16 protein-coding genes and 1 pseudogene are annotated in these 14,557 nt (G+C 65.5%); 4 read left to right on the top strand and 13 right to left on the bottom strand.

Going from position 1 to position 14,557, the window contains the following annotated elements:
* Positions 1-350: 350 nt before the first annotated feature.
* The 10 genes and pseudogenes from KBO27_RS18270 to KBO27_RS18310 all read right to left on the bottom strand — a co-directional run bounded on the left by KBO27_RS18270 (position 351) and on the right by KBO27_RS18310 (position 8,651).
* Positions 351-1,724, bottom strand: coding sequence for a tyrosine-type recombinase/integrase (locus KBO27_RS18270; protein WP_210971124.1), 1,374 nt, complete (start codon positions 1,722-1,724; stop codon positions 351-353).
* Positions 1,725-1,967, bottom strand: a complete 243-nt coding sequence (locus KBO27_RS18275) for a helix-turn-helix transcriptional regulator (protein ID WP_307870475.1) — start codon at positions 1,965-1,967, stop codon at positions 1,725-1,727. It abuts the gene before it with no gap.
* Positions 1,964-3,292: a DUF3631 domain-containing protein gene (locus KBO27_RS18280; protein WP_246537507.1), complete on the bottom strand. Its 1,329-nt coding sequence runs from the start codon at positions 3,290-3,292 to the stop codon at positions 1,964-1,966. The genes KBO27_RS18275 and KBO27_RS18280 overlap by 4 nt, the downstream gene beginning before the upstream one ends.
* Positions 3,289-3,588: a hypothetical protein gene (locus KBO27_RS34615; protein WP_307870483.1), complete on the bottom strand. Its 300-nt coding sequence runs from the start codon at positions 3,586-3,588 to the stop codon at positions 3,289-3,291. Before KBO27_RS34615 ends, KBO27_RS18280 begins: the two co-directional genes overlap by 4 nt.
* Positions 3,589-3,725: 137 nt before the next feature.
* Positions 3,726-4,289, bottom strand: a pseudogene (locus KBO27_RS34620) (bifunctional DNA primase/polymerase); the annotation flags it as partial.
* Positions 4,290-4,302: 13 nt separating this feature from the next.
* Positions 4,303-4,560 (bottom strand): hypothetical protein, encoded by a 258-nt coding sequence (locus tag KBO27_RS18290; RefSeq protein WP_210971125.1) that lies wholly within the window; start codon positions 4,558-4,560, stop codon positions 4,303-4,305.
* Positions 4,561-4,701: 141 nt separating this feature from the next.
* Positions 4,702-6,906 carry an FtsK/SpoIIIE domain-containing protein gene (locus tag KBO27_RS18295; RefSeq protein ID WP_210971126.1) on the bottom strand — a complete coding sequence of 735 codons (2,205 nt, stop codon included), beginning with the start codon at positions 6,904-6,906 and terminating at the stop codon, positions 4,702-4,704.
* Positions 6,903-7,733, bottom strand: a complete 831-nt coding sequence (locus KBO27_RS18300) for an ABC transporter permease (RefSeq protein WP_210971127.1) — start codon at positions 7,731-7,733, stop codon at positions 6,903-6,905. The genes KBO27_RS18295 and KBO27_RS18300 overlap by 4 nt, the downstream gene beginning before the upstream one ends.
* A 121-nt stretch (positions 7,734-7,854) precedes the next feature.
* Complete coding sequence (locus KBO27_RS18305) at positions 7,855-8,394, bottom strand: hypothetical protein (RefSeq protein ID WP_210971128.1); 540 nt, start codon at positions 8,392-8,394, stop codon at positions 7,855-7,857.
* Positions 8,391-8,651: a hypothetical protein gene (locus tag KBO27_RS18310; protein ID WP_210971129.1), complete on the bottom strand. Its 261-nt coding sequence runs from the start codon at positions 8,649-8,651 to the stop codon at positions 8,391-8,393. Before KBO27_RS18310 ends, KBO27_RS18305 begins: the two co-directional genes overlap by 4 nt.
* Positions 8,652-8,755: 104 nt before the next feature.
* On the opposite strand from KBO27_RS18310, the gene KBO27_RS18315 reads away from it, so the two are divergent.
* Positions 8,756-9,139: a GntR family transcriptional regulator gene (locus KBO27_RS18315; protein ID WP_207918454.1), complete on the top strand. Its 384-nt coding sequence runs from the start codon at positions 8,756-8,758 to the stop codon at positions 9,137-9,139.
* A gap of 26 nt (positions 9,140-9,165) precedes the next feature.
* On the opposite strand, the gene KBO27_RS18320 is transcribed toward KBO27_RS18315, so the two are convergent.
* Complete coding sequence (locus KBO27_RS18320) at positions 9,166-9,366, bottom strand: hypothetical protein (protein WP_210971130.1); 201 nt, start codon at positions 9,364-9,366, stop codon at positions 9,166-9,168.
* 197 nt (positions 9,367-9,563) lie between these two features.
* Between KBO27_RS18320 and KBO27_RS18325 the strand changes: the two genes are divergently transcribed.
* The 3 genes from KBO27_RS18325 (at position 9,564) to KBO27_RS18335 (ending at position 12,258) form a co-directional block, all read left to right on the top strand.
* Positions 9,564-10,343, top strand: coding sequence for an aminotransferase class IV family protein (locus KBO27_RS18325; RefSeq protein WP_210971131.1), 780 nt, complete (start codon positions 9,564-9,566; stop codon positions 10,341-10,343).
* A gap of 66 nt (positions 10,344-10,409) precedes the next feature.
* The gene (locus KBO27_RS18330) at positions 10,410-11,333 is read left to right on the top strand and encodes an SUMF1/EgtB/PvdO family nonheme iron enzyme (protein WP_372448859.1); all 924 of its coding nucleotides are present in this window, start codon (positions 10,410-10,412) and stop codon (positions 11,331-11,333) included.
* 127 nt (positions 11,334-11,460) lie between these two features.
* Positions 11,461-12,258 (top strand): hypothetical protein, encoded by a 798-nt coding sequence (locus KBO27_RS18335; protein WP_210971133.1) that lies wholly within the window; start codon positions 11,461-11,463, stop codon positions 12,256-12,258.
* Between the two features lie 127 nt (positions 12,259-12,385).
* Here KBO27_RS18335 and KBO27_RS18340 read toward each other — a convergent pair whose 3' ends face one another.
* The gene (locus KBO27_RS18340) at positions 12,386-13,048 is read right to left on the bottom strand and encodes a hypothetical protein (protein ID WP_210971134.1); all 663 of its coding nucleotides are present in this window, start codon (positions 13,046-13,048) and stop codon (positions 12,386-12,388) included.
* A 265-nt stretch (positions 13,049-13,313) separates the two neighbouring features.
* Positions 13,314-14,258: a pentapeptide repeat-containing protein gene (locus KBO27_RS34325; protein ID WP_210971135.1), complete on the bottom strand. Its 945-nt coding sequence runs from the start codon at positions 14,256-14,258 to the stop codon at positions 13,314-13,316.
* Between the last annotated feature and the right edge of the window lie 299 nt (positions 14,259-14,557).

The raw sequence follows: 14,557 nt of genomic DNA on the forward strand, positions 1-14,557 counted from the left end.
GTCAAGACGGCCGGACCGACACAGCCGCGATAGAGCCTCGTCTCGCTCCTCAGGAGATAAGTGAGCTAGGCACTTCCCAAAGCCATCGACCTGGACCCCGGTACACCGTGGCAACCGCCCAGGATGGCTGCACCTGGGCCAGTCCGGGTCGCGCCGCGTGTTCGATTCAGAGGTAGCCGGGAAGTTGGTCATGATCCTCTTTTACTGCACGACGGACGTTCTTGGGCCGGAATGGGAAAATCGGAGCGCGACAAAACGCCTATCACCGTGACACACCGCCGCCCCAGCCAGGAACGGCTGGCTGGGGCAGCTAGGTCGGTTCGCGTTTTTAAGCCAGCTCTGACACCGTGTTACTCACGCCGGTACCCGAAGAAGTTCTCAACACGCTGGCGAGCGATCACGTCCTGACCGTGGAGACACGAGGCGTAGGTCTCCAGTAAGACCGCAACGGAGTGCCCAGCCCATCGAGCCACGGTTGTCGGATCAACGCCGGCAGTCAGCCAGGTGCTCACTGCTGCGTGCCGAAGCGAGTACGGTCGCTCCGCTAGGCGGGACTGGGCAGCCTTTTCCGTGAATGCAGCCGCCCGAGCTGCTCTCCACACTCGCGTGTAGGTGATCTTGGGGATGCCTCCGCCTTTGTCTCCTTCAAACAGGAGACCGCTATTTCCGTCGCCATACGCCTTGATGTGCTTGTGTAGTAGCTCCGTAAGTTCTGGCGGGCATGGCACTGGGCGCCCCTCCCCCGCAGCTCGTGCCTTCACTCCGCGCTTTTCCCGCGCCTGGCCGGTTCCGGTCCAGTGCTTGCCGGCATGCGGGTGTGCTTTGCTGACGTAGATCTCGCCCCATCCCCGCTTCGGCAAGTTGAGATCGTCCTTGGTCAGAGCTGCGGCTTCTTCAGGTCGAAGTGCGGCGAAGTACATCACTGCGAAGAAGGCTTCCAGCCTCGGACCACTTCGTTGGATCTCGCTCACGGCTCGCAACAATGTCCGCGCCTGCACCGGGTTTGGCACCGTTCGGGGGTCGATCGAGCGGCTGCCTTTCGGCATGGATTCCCACTTCGCGTTCCGCAGCGGGTTTGCCTCTAGGGCCTTCTCGTCGACCGCGTAGGACAGGAAGTGCGAGAGCACAGCGCGATTTCGACGCGCCACCGTTGCCGCGTACTTCTTGCCTCCCCGGCTCACGAGCGCTGCTTGCTGCAACTCGCGCTGCTTCGCCTCGTCCAGGACGACGCTGATCGGCAGGCTATTCCGGATGCACCACTCAATCGCGTCGCGGTGCTCTTCTGGCACACCCTTGGCCCGCTGATCAGAGTTGAACGCCCAGCCCCGCAGCATCGAACGGATCTCCGCGTCGGCCGGCTTGCCCCTACCGCCGTTGAAGAAGACCGGTGACACCCTGATCAGGGCCTCCGCGATGGTCTGGCGCGTGTTCGCGGCAGCTTCCGTCCAGCGCATGTCGACGTAGTTGCAGGCCAACTCGAACCAACGCATGTCCCGCGTTGCCCTACCGAGCGATACGGGCCTACCGGTCAAGGTGTCGAACGGCTCGCCGCGGTTCTGGGCGGATACGATCTCAGCCCGAAGGCCATCGGCCTGCGCACGCTTCTTGAACGTCTCCTCGAACTCCTCGCGTCCGACTCGCCAACGGAGCCGGTAGCTCGTTACCTTCCCGTCCTTGTTCTTACGCGCGGTGATGGCCCAAATGCGCACGTCGTAGCTCTGCATTCAGGCCACTTCCTTCCGGTCGTTCAGCCAGTCTTCGAGGTCGTCGCGGAGGATTCGGAGTGCTCCGTTCGGCAACTTCGTGCAGCGCGGCGCGGTCCCCCTGGCGCGCCACTTGTAGAAGGTGTCCCTGCTGATGCCGAGTTCGGCGCATAGATCGGGGATCGACAGGTACTCACGTCGGCGCGGCATCGGCGCTGTTCCCTTCGGTCGAGACGAACTGAGCGAACGGACTCGATCGGTCATGCGATCCCCCTCTGCTTCGCGGCGTGCGGGATTGCCGTCCCAGCCGTCCCATCCGTCCCGATGCAGGTCAGCGCGGGACGGCTTGGGGTGTTGGGACAGCTTGTGCCGTCCCACGGGACTGGGCCGGTGTTCTGGGTGGGACGGCTGGTGCCGTCCCGGGCGGTGGTGCCGTCCCGCGCTGACCTGGGCTGGGACGCTTGGGACGGCTGGGACGCCTCTGCCGGAGGTGTCTCCGGCGGGCAGTAGCGCTGCCAGGCGTCGACAAAGTCCGATCGGCGGTAGCCCTTGGCTTGCGTGCCGTCCGGGAACCGCACGTTGCCGGAGCGGATTTCGAAGTCCGCCAGCAGCTTTGAGAGCTTGTTGGGGTTGAGGCCCAAGGGGCCGTACTCGCACCACGGTGCTTCCAGGTCGGCGTTGAGCTTGCCCAGGAGGTCGCTGGTGGAGATGGCCTGCTGATCGGCGAAGGCACGGCGGATGTCGACCAGCAGCCGAGTCCGGATGGTCCCCTGGTCGTTGTCGTTGGCTTCGGCCAAGAGGTCAACCGCGGATCGCCTTGCTCGCTCCGGCCACGTCCCTCCGGCGTGGTCGGCCAGGGCGATCAGCGGTTCCCAGGTGTCGGCCGCTCGGTCTTCCAGCGGCATTTCCGGTTCAGCGGCTTCGAGCTTGTCCAGGTCGGCGCGCAGCCACTCGTTGATCCGGTCGGCAAGGCGGGTCAGCGCTGGCCGGTCGCGGCGGTGGCGGAAGGGCGAGACCTTCTCGCCCGGCGCCCTGCGGCGCATCCGGATCACGACCGCTCGGTCTTCGATCGTGTCGGGCATGGCGCCGATCCCGGCCAACGCGGCCATTGCGAAGGTCGGAATGGCTTCGACTTTGCGGGTGTTGGCGTCGAATCGGATCGCGGGGCGGTTGCGCTGGTGACCGGCGTTGAGCAGGCCGCGCAGGTCCTCGTTGCTGCCAGCGTCGGCGCCGAAAATCGTGTCGGCCTCGTCGACGAGCATCGTGGGCGGGTCCTCGTCGATCGAGCGGTACACCGCCGACGGCGAAGCGTTGACGGTGATCAACGGCTCGTAGCAAGCGGCTTCGACGACGTCGAGGAGCCGAGACTTGCCGCAGCGCTTCTCGGGAGCACGGATGACCAGGCGCGGGGCGTGCGCCCACGCGGGCTGGGCGTGGGTCGCGGCGATCCACAAGACCACGGCGTCGACGGCCTGCGGGCTCGGTAGGATCACGTAGCGCGTCACCGCCTGGTGGAGCTCGTCCAGGAGCTCGGCGCCGGTGGTGGGTGCCGTCATCGGGCTACCTCCCTTCATGTCGGTGGTGGTCATGCCGCGCCTCGTCCCAGCAGGGATTCCGGGCCGTCGTGGGTTCCGCGCTCCCAACCCCGGAGGGCGTTGCGCCGGGCGGCGGCGGGTTCGAGCGGCTTGCCGGTGCGCTCGCGTCGACGGAGTGCAGCGGCGGTCAGGGCGTCGATCGCCTCGGTCGCCGTCCAGGGGGCGGTGTCGTGGGTGGCGAGGTTGGCCAGGCGCCGAGCGGCCGCATAGATGAGCCGCCAGCGCTCCCCCGGCTCGGTTTCGACCTTCGACAGCTGGCCTTCCCAGACGCGCTGCCAGTAGCCCGGCACGTGATCACCCGGGCGGGCTGCCGTGAGGTTGAGGGCTGCCGGTGCTGGTGCAGCCGGGGCATGACCCGGGGCCGCAACCAGCCGGGCAGCTCGGCGATCTCAGCGGCCGCTGAGATCCGTGTGTAGGACCCGGCGACGTCCTCCGGGGGTGTTGTGGTGCTGGTTCCGGGTGCCAGCACGTAGCCGCCCAGGGCACGGACGTCGATCTGGTGCCCCACTCGGCCCGTGGCGTCGCTGGGCACCCGCAGACCGTGCGGAGCGCGGAAGTACAGGTGGCGGCCACCGGAGGGCGTGGCGACGGTGAGCGTGGTCGGCCAAGATGCGCCGGCGGCGATGGCCAGGGCGTCGAGGGCTTCCAACCCGTCGCCCACCAGGCTCGGCACGTCGTGCGCGGCCGGGGCCGGCGGCTTGGGCTTGCGGTCGAGGTCCAGCACGACCAGCCCGGACGGCCCGGTCGCGATACCCACTCCGCCACCGGGGGCGCGGGTCCACCACTGCCGGATCAACTCCTGATCGATCGTGGCGGCGAGGAGCCCATGGCAGGGCTGCTCGGCGGTCAGGCACCGGCACGCGGCCGGGGCGGCGTGACCGGCCTTGCAGTGCGGGCAGTTGGCGAACGGGCGCTTGCTGCCGGGCCGCAGCGGGAAGACGTACATGCCCTGGGCGGCAAACCAGCTGGCGATGGTCAGGTTCGTGGTCATGGCTGCCCTCCTTTCAGTGGCGGTGGTGGTTGGCGCGGTGGATGCGGCGAGCGGCGTTGATGACCCGGCGACCCGCACGCAGACGGAGGCCGGTGCCGTTGCAGGGCGGGCAGAGACGGATGGCGCGCAGGAACGGAGAGCGCAATTTGCCGGAGCCTCGGCAGGTGCGGCAGGCCTTGAACGGCCAGAACCAGCACGTCACTCCGTAACCGAACGTGACCAACACGATGACGAGGAACAGGACGGTGCTAGCGGAGTCGGCGGGGGTCACAGATGGCCTCCTGGGCCGTATTTGAGCGCACTGGCCCACGCGCCTCTAGGGACTAGGGCGCTGGTGAGAAGAGGGATGGGGGTCTAGCGGGGCCTCTAGACCTAGAAGGCCGGTCGTCTAGGTCTAGAGACCCGGCGAGGGCTAGCCGGACCCCTCGCGGCGATTACGTTCCGCGACTTCTTGGGCGATGTCGGCGCGGGTGATGCCGATGCGGCTGGCGCCCTTGTTGTCGTCGGTGGTGCCCCACACCTGGGCGGTGCGGATGCCGTGCCGCTTCAAAGCCGCGGTGAGGTCGGCCGACTCCCGGTAGGTGCCGTAGACCTCCGGCCGCAGCTCGTAGAGCCGGGCGATGACACGCTCGTTCCAGACCTTCTTCTCGGTCTCACCGACCACGGACAGGATGTCTTCGAGCAACGTGTCCTTCTTGGACACCGACTCGTCCACCTCCGGGGCCTCGCCGATGGCGTGACCGGTCAGTGTTCCGGCCTGCTCACGCAAGGTGCGGGCGTAGGCAGCGACCTTCTCCGAGGCCGGGCCATCCAAACCCGCGACGGTGCGGACGATTTGGGCGTCGGAGCCTTCGCCGACCAGGTAGCCGATGCCCTTGTCCGCCCACGCGAACGTCGTCGCACGGACGCCCTGTTTGTACTTGGAGGTGCCGAGGACCATGTCGTTTTCGGTCTGGCCCTGCACCTTCAAGCAGAACCGCGTCGACACGTTCGCCGAGATCCCCGTGGGCAAGCTCTTCGCGTCCGGGCGCTGGGTGGCGAGCATGATGATGATCCCGAGGGCGGGTCCGCGTTTGACGAGGTCGGTGCAGATGGCTTCGAACTCCTCGCCGTGGTCGGGGTGTTCGAACCACACCTGGCACTCATCCACCCCGATCACGATCGGATGCAGACCCAAACTCTTCTTGCCCGCGAGTTCCGGGGTGACCTTGTTCTCCGGCGCGAGACCCTGCTTGGCCAGATCCCGGATGAGCTTGGCTCGGCGGCGGAGCTCGTCGCGGAGTTTCCGCAGGTCGGCAATAGCCTTTTTGATCTCTTCGTCGTCGTCTCCGACGCCGTGGGCGTGGGTGACCTTTTCCAGGGGGTCGAGGTCGCCGGTGCCCTTGAGGTCGTAGGTATGCAGCTCGGCGCGCGGGTCGAGTGCGGCGATGAGCAGGAGCTCGCGAAGCGCGAAGGTCTTGCCCATACGCGGGATCGCACCGATGGCCACCGAGGTGAACATCAACCGGAGGTCGACCCAGCGGCCGCGCTGGTCGGTGCCGAAGGGCTGCGGCTGGAAGAGATCCACGCGCACGCCCTTGCGCAGCGCCCAAGCGGGCTGTTTGGCCTTGCGCATGTCCTGATCCCCCACCCACAGGACCAGGCGGCCGGCGTGCTCACCGTTGTCGGCCTCGGGCCACACACACCCCAGCGGGCGGCGGAGCCCGGAGGCGAGCTTTTCGCGGCGGTCCATGATGTCCCCCGGCGTCACCCCGTGCGGGAGATCGATATCCGCGCGCCAGCCCTTCCCGTCGCGCGAGATCGGCTTGGGGAACCCGATGCCTTCGCCGCCCTTGCCTATTGCCTGGTTGATCCCGGAGATGCCCAGGGAGGCCAGGGCGATTTCGACGGCGTTGCTGGTCAGCTTCGGCACCTTCGTCGCCTCCACCGCACGCGAAGCGATCGGCTGATCCGCCGGAGCACCCAACCAACCCACCGCACCCACGGCGCCAGCCACGATCGCGTACTGCACCAGCTCCGGCAGCAGCTCACGGCCGAGAAAGAACGCCGCAAGGGCCGCCGCGCCCAGGCCCACTGTGGCGTAGACCCGCCCCCGAACCCGGCTATCACGCTGTCCGGACAGGCGGAGGTATTCGGCGGCGTCGGCGCGGTCAGCGGCAGCGTGCCGAACAGGCTGACCCTCGGCATCGGTCACCCATCGCAGGAAACCGCGCAGTAGCCGCAAGGTGCCTTGCGGGACGCGGATGAGGATGCGGGCGAGGTAGACCGGGCACCGCACCGCGTGGAACGCCAGCGTGTGTCCCGCATAGCTGACCGCCCACCTCGCAGTCTCCCGGAACTCCTCGACGCTGCTCGCCCAGGCGGGCAGGACGGGTTCGCGCTTCTCACGGCGAACCAGGCTCGAACCCGCCTCGGTCTGGGGCTGGTCGACCTGCTGGTCCTGGTCGTCGTCGACCAACTCGCCGTCGATCACCTGCGACTCAGCACCGGCCTCGGCCTCGACCTGGGCCTGGTCGTGGTTGAGGCGTTCGGAGGGGAAGCGCAGCACCCGCGCCTGCTCCTCCTCCGCCTGGTGCTCGCTGCCCGTGGGCTTGTGGTTCTGGGGCTGTTCGGTCATTGCTGCACCTCCCGGTGGGTGTCTTTGATCAGGTGAGCCAGGCCCGCGCCCATGCCGAGCACGGCAACCGGCAGGCAGGCCACGGCAGCGGTGATGAGCCAGGGCGCCGAGGTCATCCCGGCGGCCTTCATCAGGTGGAAAGCGATCTGCCCCAGGGCACCGAGGGCGAGCGAGCCCAGGGCGGAGTACTTCGCAAACCGGCGAGCACGGGCCGGAACCTGGCCCGAGAGCCAGACCCGCAGGGCATAGGCGGCGTAGGTCTCGACCCCAATCGGCAGGGTGATCGCGGTGTTGATCGCGAACCCATCCGCGATCCCCGGAAGCGGGTGCACGATCCCGAACCCGGTCAGCTGACCGAGCCCGACCCACCCAGACCAGATCGCCACGAACGCTGGCAGAGCCAGCAACATGACCGGCCACACCGCCATCGGCTTCACCGCCTGCTTGTCGGCGGGTTTGGCCGGGTCTGCGGTGGTCGTGGTCGGCGCAGACTCCGCCTCGTGTTCCGCCCCCTGCGCTTCCGTCGGAACCGGCTCAGGCTCGGTGGCCTGCTCCACCTCGGCGGCTTCGGCCTCGGTCTCGGTGCTCTCGTCGTGGTGGGCCTCGGCGGGTTCGGCGACCACGTGCAGACCGCCCGGGTTGGGAGTCTTGGCCTGGTCCTCCTCGGCCAAACGGTCGAGGAGCTCGCGGGCCTTGGGAGCCCCGATTCGTAGTTCGGCCATGAGCTGGTTGCGGCTCGGAGTCCGGCCCAGGTGCTTGACCAGCTGGCGGGCCTGCGGCAGTAGCTCGGCGACCGGCACCGGGTAAGCGCTCTTCGCGGTGGTCATCACGCACCCCCATAGGGGCTAGCGGTGATCCGTAGCATTAGAGATCTCCTAACGGTTTGGTGATCGGTGGGAGACCCGGTCCAACAGGCGTTCTTGGCGGAAGGGCTGTTGGGCCGGGGCATCAGAAAGGCCAGGTGGTCTCGCCGCCGTCGACGCGATCGGCAGCCTTGAACAGGGCCTCGGCCATCCAGACGTCGTTGCGGTGCTCCGCCGCGTAGCCCTCATCCCGCGCCGCATACGGCCCGTACCGCTTGACGTACTCGCGGGCCAGCCGGTCGCAGCGCAGCTCGCTCTGCGCCCGTTCCGAGGCGTGTGCCTCGGCCTCCTCGGCGGCCGGTTCGGCGGGGTCGACTTGCAGGGGTTTACCGGTGATCTGGGACCGCCACGGCCCCTTCTTGCCCTGCAAGCCCCTGCGTTCCATCTCCAGGTAGGCCGTCGTGGGGATCTCGTCGCCGTGCGGCGGGGGTGCGTCGATCTCGAAGCGGTAGGCACCGCAGTCGCAGGTCCACCGCACCGACACCTCGCTGACCTGCTCACCACGATTCGGCTTGTGCTCGCCGCAGGTCAGCTCACGCCGCCGCCGAGCGCCTCGGGAACCGTCGCTGGTCGAAAACCGCGGCACTCGCCGCCCGGACAACAGCCAACTCATCAGCCCGTTCACGCCGCCTCCCCGGAGTCCGCCTCGGTCGTGATCAGCCGCAGCACCGCGCCGGCCTCGCGACGCTCGTAGCGCCGCAGTCGCGTCCGCTCCCCCGCGCCCAGCTCGGACCAGATGAACGGCGCCACCGGCAGCTCGCCGAGCTCCTCGGCGATGACCTGCGACCAGTAGTCCTGCACCGCCTCCTGCTCGAACTCGCTGAGCTCGTCCTCGCAGTGGGCCAGCTCGGCACCGAGGGACCCGTAGCCCTGGTTGGGCATCTCTACCTCCTGATGTCTTAAGATATTTCTATGTCGCGAGACGTTAGGGCGCGCGGGATGAGCTGTCAACCCATGTCTCAAGACATGCCGAGTACGCTGATCACGTGGCTACTGACGACGCGCACGAGGACAAGCGCCCAGCTAGTCGGCGTGTGGCGGACGCCCTACAGGGGCGGATCGACGCCGGCGAATTCGCCCCGGGTGCCCAGCTGCCGACATATCGCCTGCTCGCGGAGGAGTACGAGGTTGCGGTCAACACCGCGCTGGCTGCCGTGCGCCTGCTCCGGGACGCCGGCGTGGTCACGATCCGGACCAACGCCGGCGCCTACGTCCGGGAACCTTCGGAGCAGGTCGACGTGGCTGCGGAACTCACCCGCACGCGCTCGGAGCTGACCGAGCTTCGCAAGACGGTTCAGCAGGCGGACGCCGCCATCAACGCCCTGGAAGGGCGGCTTGACGACCTCATCAGCCGCGTCCGCGACGAGTAGCGCGAACCGCTTCGTGGCCGGCGCCGTCATGCCATGAGTCCCTGGAAGAACTGGGCCATGCCGTTGACCAGGGCGATGAAGAGCTCGAACGCGCCCTTGACCCACACGGCCGACTCGGCGGGGTGCTTCACGATGAGGACCAGGACCGCGAAGGTGACGGCCGCGCCGATGAGCTTGGGCATGATGCCGCCGCCGGTCTGGACTCCGGGAAACGCCTGCTTCGCCATGACTTTCTCCTTCTCGCTGAGGGATTTTCGCTTGCCCGTTCCGCTGACATATCCAGATTGCGGTCTCAGCGAGCTGCAAAGAACTGTCCTCGAACGCCCTGCACTGAACCCGTGCTGAACCGGCGCCCCTGAACTCGTGCTGCACTCCGGTTCCGTTGAAGTTCAGAATTGGCCGGTCAGCTGCCAAGCTGGTCCCCATGCAGCTCAACGGCACGCCGCCCGACATGGAGCAGGTCAAGACCCTGGCCTTGACGAACTACGGCCACTTCACGTCGATGAGGGTTGAGGAGGGGCACGTACGCGGCCTGTCCCACCACATGCAGCGGCTCTTGCGCGACTGCCGCCAGCTCTTCGACGTCGACCTGGACGTCGACCGCGTCCGGCACTTCGTCCGCCTAGCGCTCGAAGACGCGCCGGCTCTGACGACGGCCCGCGTGACGATCTATGACCCCGCGCTCAGCCTCGGCACGATCGGCCACGACGCCGAACCGCACGTTCTCGTGACCACGCGTGAGGCCTCTCCGGGCATCGCATCACCGCTGCGGCTTCGAGCGATCTCCTACGTCCGCGATGATCCGCCGGTGAAGCACATCGGCCTGTACGCCGCGCTCCGCCGACGCCGCATCGCCCAGCGGGACGGCTTCGATGACGTGCTGTTTCTCAACCCCAACGGCACTATCAGCGAGATCGCGACCTCGAACATCGGCTTCGTCCGAGATGGACAGATCATCTGGCCCAAGGCCGAGTACTTGTCCGGTGTCACCATGACCCTGCTTCAGCAGGAGTTCGACGAGTCGGTGGTTGTGGAGCCGGTGACGCTCTCCGACCTGGACGAGATGGACGCCGTTTTCGCGACGAACGCCGCCACCGGCCTCCGGGCGGTCTCGGCCGTTGAGAGCAAGGAATGGCCCAAGGAACACCCCGTTCTTGACGAGCTGCGCGGGCTGTACGCAGACATCCCAGGCGAAAGGGTGTAGCCACGCGGGCATGACCTTTAGGCTTCCCTGCGGAAGTCGTGACAGGGGAGCTGGCAAGTGGCGAATGTGCAGGTTTGGACGGGGACCGAGATCAAGGCTCTTCGCACCGCGATGCGGCTGAGTCTTCGGGAGTTCGCTGCCCACCTGGGCGTGAGTGAGCGCAACATCTCGAAGTGGGAAGCCAAAGGCTCAGATGTCACCCCGATCCCGGTCAACCAGGCGATCCTGGACACGGCCTTGCGGATGTCCGACCCGGACACCAAGGCCCGGTTCAAGGGCCTCACCGGCGGTGCGGAGATCTCCGGCGCCGAGACCATCGAACCGATTGGGAGCAGCCAGGTTCGCCACCCGCTCACCGGCAGCTCGATGGTCAAGGTCGACGGCAGCATCTACCAGGCCGGCCCGAGCAACACCCCGCTGTGGGTGCCGTCGTACTACATCGACATCTACCTGGTCAGCAACGCCGACTACGCCCAGTTCGTCGCCGCGACCGGGCACGAACCGCCACAGCACTGGGAAAACGGCACCTTCCCGAAAGAACTGGCCAACCACCCCGTGGTCTGGGTGACGTGGAAGGACGCCGCCGCCTACGCGAAGTGGGCGGGCAAGACGCTCCCAACCGCGCAGCAGTGGGAGAAGGCCGCCAGGGGAACCCGCGGTGCGACCTACCCGTGGGGCGACCAGCCGACGCCGGCCAAGTGCAACGTCCGCGAGAACGGCGTAGGCACCACGACGGCCGTCGACTGCTACCAGTCCGGGACCAGCCCGTACGGCGTCTACGACATGTGCGGCAACGTCTGGGAATGGCTCGACACCCAGTCCACGCCCGGGCGGCGCGAGCTCAAGGGCGGAGCCTGGACCAGCCAGTTTGACCGCGCGGTCCCGTCGCAGTTCAACGACGCCAACGAGACCATGTGCGACGACGACACCGGATTCCGGTGCGCGGCGCCGGCCGAAGACCTCGAACGACTGCTTCACGGCACCGACTAGCCAGCTCACACCACACCTCCGCCCTTGCCCGGACACCAGGCAAGGCCTTTCATCGCCGCTGTGGCGATCTCAACGGCCTGTGAGATCGCTCCTCCGGTCGCTATTCGCTCGCCGAAGGTAGGAATCGATGTCGGAAGACCCCGAAGTTCAGACCACTCCCGGCGGTTCAAAGCTCTTGATCTGGCGCACGTCAAAGTGGGTCACGATCTACATCAACCGCGATGCGGTAGCCGACGCGCTGTTCAATCCCCAGCTCAGTAAGGACGACATCGCCCGCCGAGCTGACGAACTAGATCGGCAGGCCGACACTGCTCAGCTTCTTGGCCAGGTCGCTTCTGCGAGATGTTTTGCACATGGCCGACGCGCCGACATCACGCATGGCAGCAGCAGGAATGGGTGGTCAATCACCGCTCTTCGCACTGATGAGCGACCCGTACTAGAAGCGCTACAAGCTCTGGAAGCTGGCGACCACGCACAGTGCATGAGCCTCATCGCCAAGTGGATCAACCATCAAGCAACGGCCGCTCGAATCCTCAGAACGGGATCGACAGCAGACGAACGACTGCACAGCCTGGCTGAAGACGCGACTGGGTTGGGCCAGGAGCGGTCAGACGTTGATGCCAACAGCCACCAAGGAGTCCAGTTGAGCGAGGCCAAGAACCCAAAACCGTCCGCCGACGCGCGCGCAATCGCAGATTCGCTGGTCGAAACCGCAGCAGCGCTGCGCGCCCTCGGTAACGGCGACGCCGCTACCTCAATGGGAGCCATCGAGGCATTCGGCAAGGCGTACCGGGAGACGAACGAAGAGAACCGCGACAGGATCGCCGAAGCGATCACCGACGCAGGTCACGACATCCGGAACGGCTTGATCGAGCTCGCGAAAGCCATCCGCGAAACCAAGGGAGGGAACGGGTTTAGTTCCTAAGGGGCTGTCAGCGGCAACAGCTCGCGCGGACTGACGCGAACCTCTCGCGACGAGGAGCCCCGGCGCGGACTGCGCCATCCTCCGCACAGACAGAACGCCCTACTTCTCGATGCTGAGCTCGGATTCGCTACAACCCGTTCTGGCGGCCGACTTTCTCAAAAGAGCGGCGAATCTCGATGATTTCCTGCGCCAGGTACTCACCAGCTCCAACAGCGCGATCACGCTCCTCGCTGGACATGGAAAAAATGATACGGAAACGCTCGCTGTCATCGTTAACGTGATCGTCAAGAGGATTGGGTTCACCGAATCTCGCCATCCAATCGATCAGGTCCCCTAACCTGGCCAAAAATCGGCGAAATTCCCCATTGACCTCCGGGTCGTCAAAGATGACCTCCCTCCACTTCCTCTCCGCGCTTTTTAGCTCGAGGTACTCCCCTCGGCGCCAGCTGGTGACCAGGAACCCGTTCTTAATAAACTCGATTGACCCTGCATCAAATGAGAATTCAGCAAGGGCGCCTTTAAACGCTTCCCTATCCCGCGTAGTGGCGGACGCAATTTCCGATTTTAGACTCCTAACTTCCGCCGATTTTCGAAAAAGTAGATCAAGCACCACGAGGAGCCCACCAAGCATGACGGCCACGACATATACGGCTAACTCTGCGTGCGCACGCAGAAGAGCGATGATGGCGGGGGTATTGAGTACCGCTACAGTTGCGGAGATGTCCGCAACAAGCGCGAAAATAAGCCCGAACCCTGACTTTCCTAAGCTTCGCAATGGCCCGTTCGTCACTTGATCAACGTAACATGCGCAAGCCAGTGTTCGGGGTGGTTTCAGAAACCGCCACAGCTGCTCCCGCACCAAGGACGATTTTGATCCGCTAACCTCCCCATGTGGGGTATACGACTCTCATCCTGGCCGCAGCCAGTCAGCCAGTTAAGTGGACCGACGTGGTTAGCAGCTTCACTCAGGTCGGCTCGATCCTGGTAGCCGCAACCGCCGCCGACTGTATGTACTAGGAAGCCTAGATAACACCCTCGTGAATCCTGAACGTGTTTCAGCTAAACACAGTCCCTGGGCCGTTAACGCACTCAGCTCGCATCTCCCGGGGCGCCTTTAAACCGGGAGGCAGCTTCGTACTTGCGTTAACGCAAGCGGAATCAATTTGATGCTGCGACAGACCCGTCACGCCAAGCAGATTCGCTCCGGTCAAATCCGCGCGTGTGAGATCCGCGCCACCGAGGTAAGAACCTGACAAGTTCGCACCAGCAAGATTCGCACCGACAAATCTAGCTCCATCGAACGTCGCTCCGCTGGGGTTGGCGAGAAATAGCCTCGCGCCATTAAGGTTCGCACGACTCAACTGAACACCGGTGAGATCCGCATGATCTAATGAAGCACCGGCAAGGTTGGAGTACGGCATCTCAGCGGTTACCAGCTTCGCATCCATTAGGTACGCTCCCGCGAGGTTCGCGGAATCAGCCCTCACATAGGTGAGGTTCGTGCCAATCAGCTGGGCATGGCTAAGGTTAGCCTTCTCGAGCCGGGCGCCGGTCATGTTCACGTTAATTAGATCGATGTTAGCTGAGAGTTCTTGCCCAGCGCTCGAACTAAGCACCGTAATGGCACGCTGAACGTCCTCCTCTGGCCCAATCCAAGGATAGCGAGTGGTTTGAGGATTCTCGGCCGAGCGATCCTGAACGAATCGAGAAAGCCCCGCCACAATGGCTTGCCGGTCATCCGGGCTCTCCCGGAAAACACGCCCTAGCGCGTGGACTCCCAAAATGCGAACGCTGATCTTTTCGGAAGCTAGTTGCTCGACAGCCTGTCCCAGCGTCTCAGTGGTTTTCTGCTGTTGAGCAGTAACATTCTGCTGCAGAGCGGCATTTGCTTGTACTGCCGTGAACGCCAGGGCACCAACCGTAGCGACAGACGCGAGCGTCTGTAACCAGTTCTGCACGGTGCTCGACCACTTACCTACTCCCGTACGACTCTCGCTCACGTCAGCCCTCCGTGAGCGCACGACGCGACCAGCGACCGGAGCGGTCGTCAAACGCGGACCGATCCTGGCACTCCGACGTAATCTCGTCTGATCGCGGTAGTTGATCACTCGTGACATCATGCCAGTCCCATATTGACCCGTGGGACCGTTCCACAGCATGCTTCGACAAACGCGAGGCCCTCACACCGTCGGCCTTGCTGGACGCCAGGCAAGGCATTTCGGCGCTGCTGTGGCGGTCTCAGCGGCTTGTGAGATCGCCTCTCCGGGCGTCGTCGCACGCCGGAGGGCAACCTTCCCCT

This window comes from Saccharopolyspora endophytica (assembly GCF_018070075.1).
GTDB lineage: Bacteria > Actinomycetota > Actinomycetes > Mycobacteriales > Pseudonocardiaceae > Saccharopolyspora > Saccharopolyspora endophytica.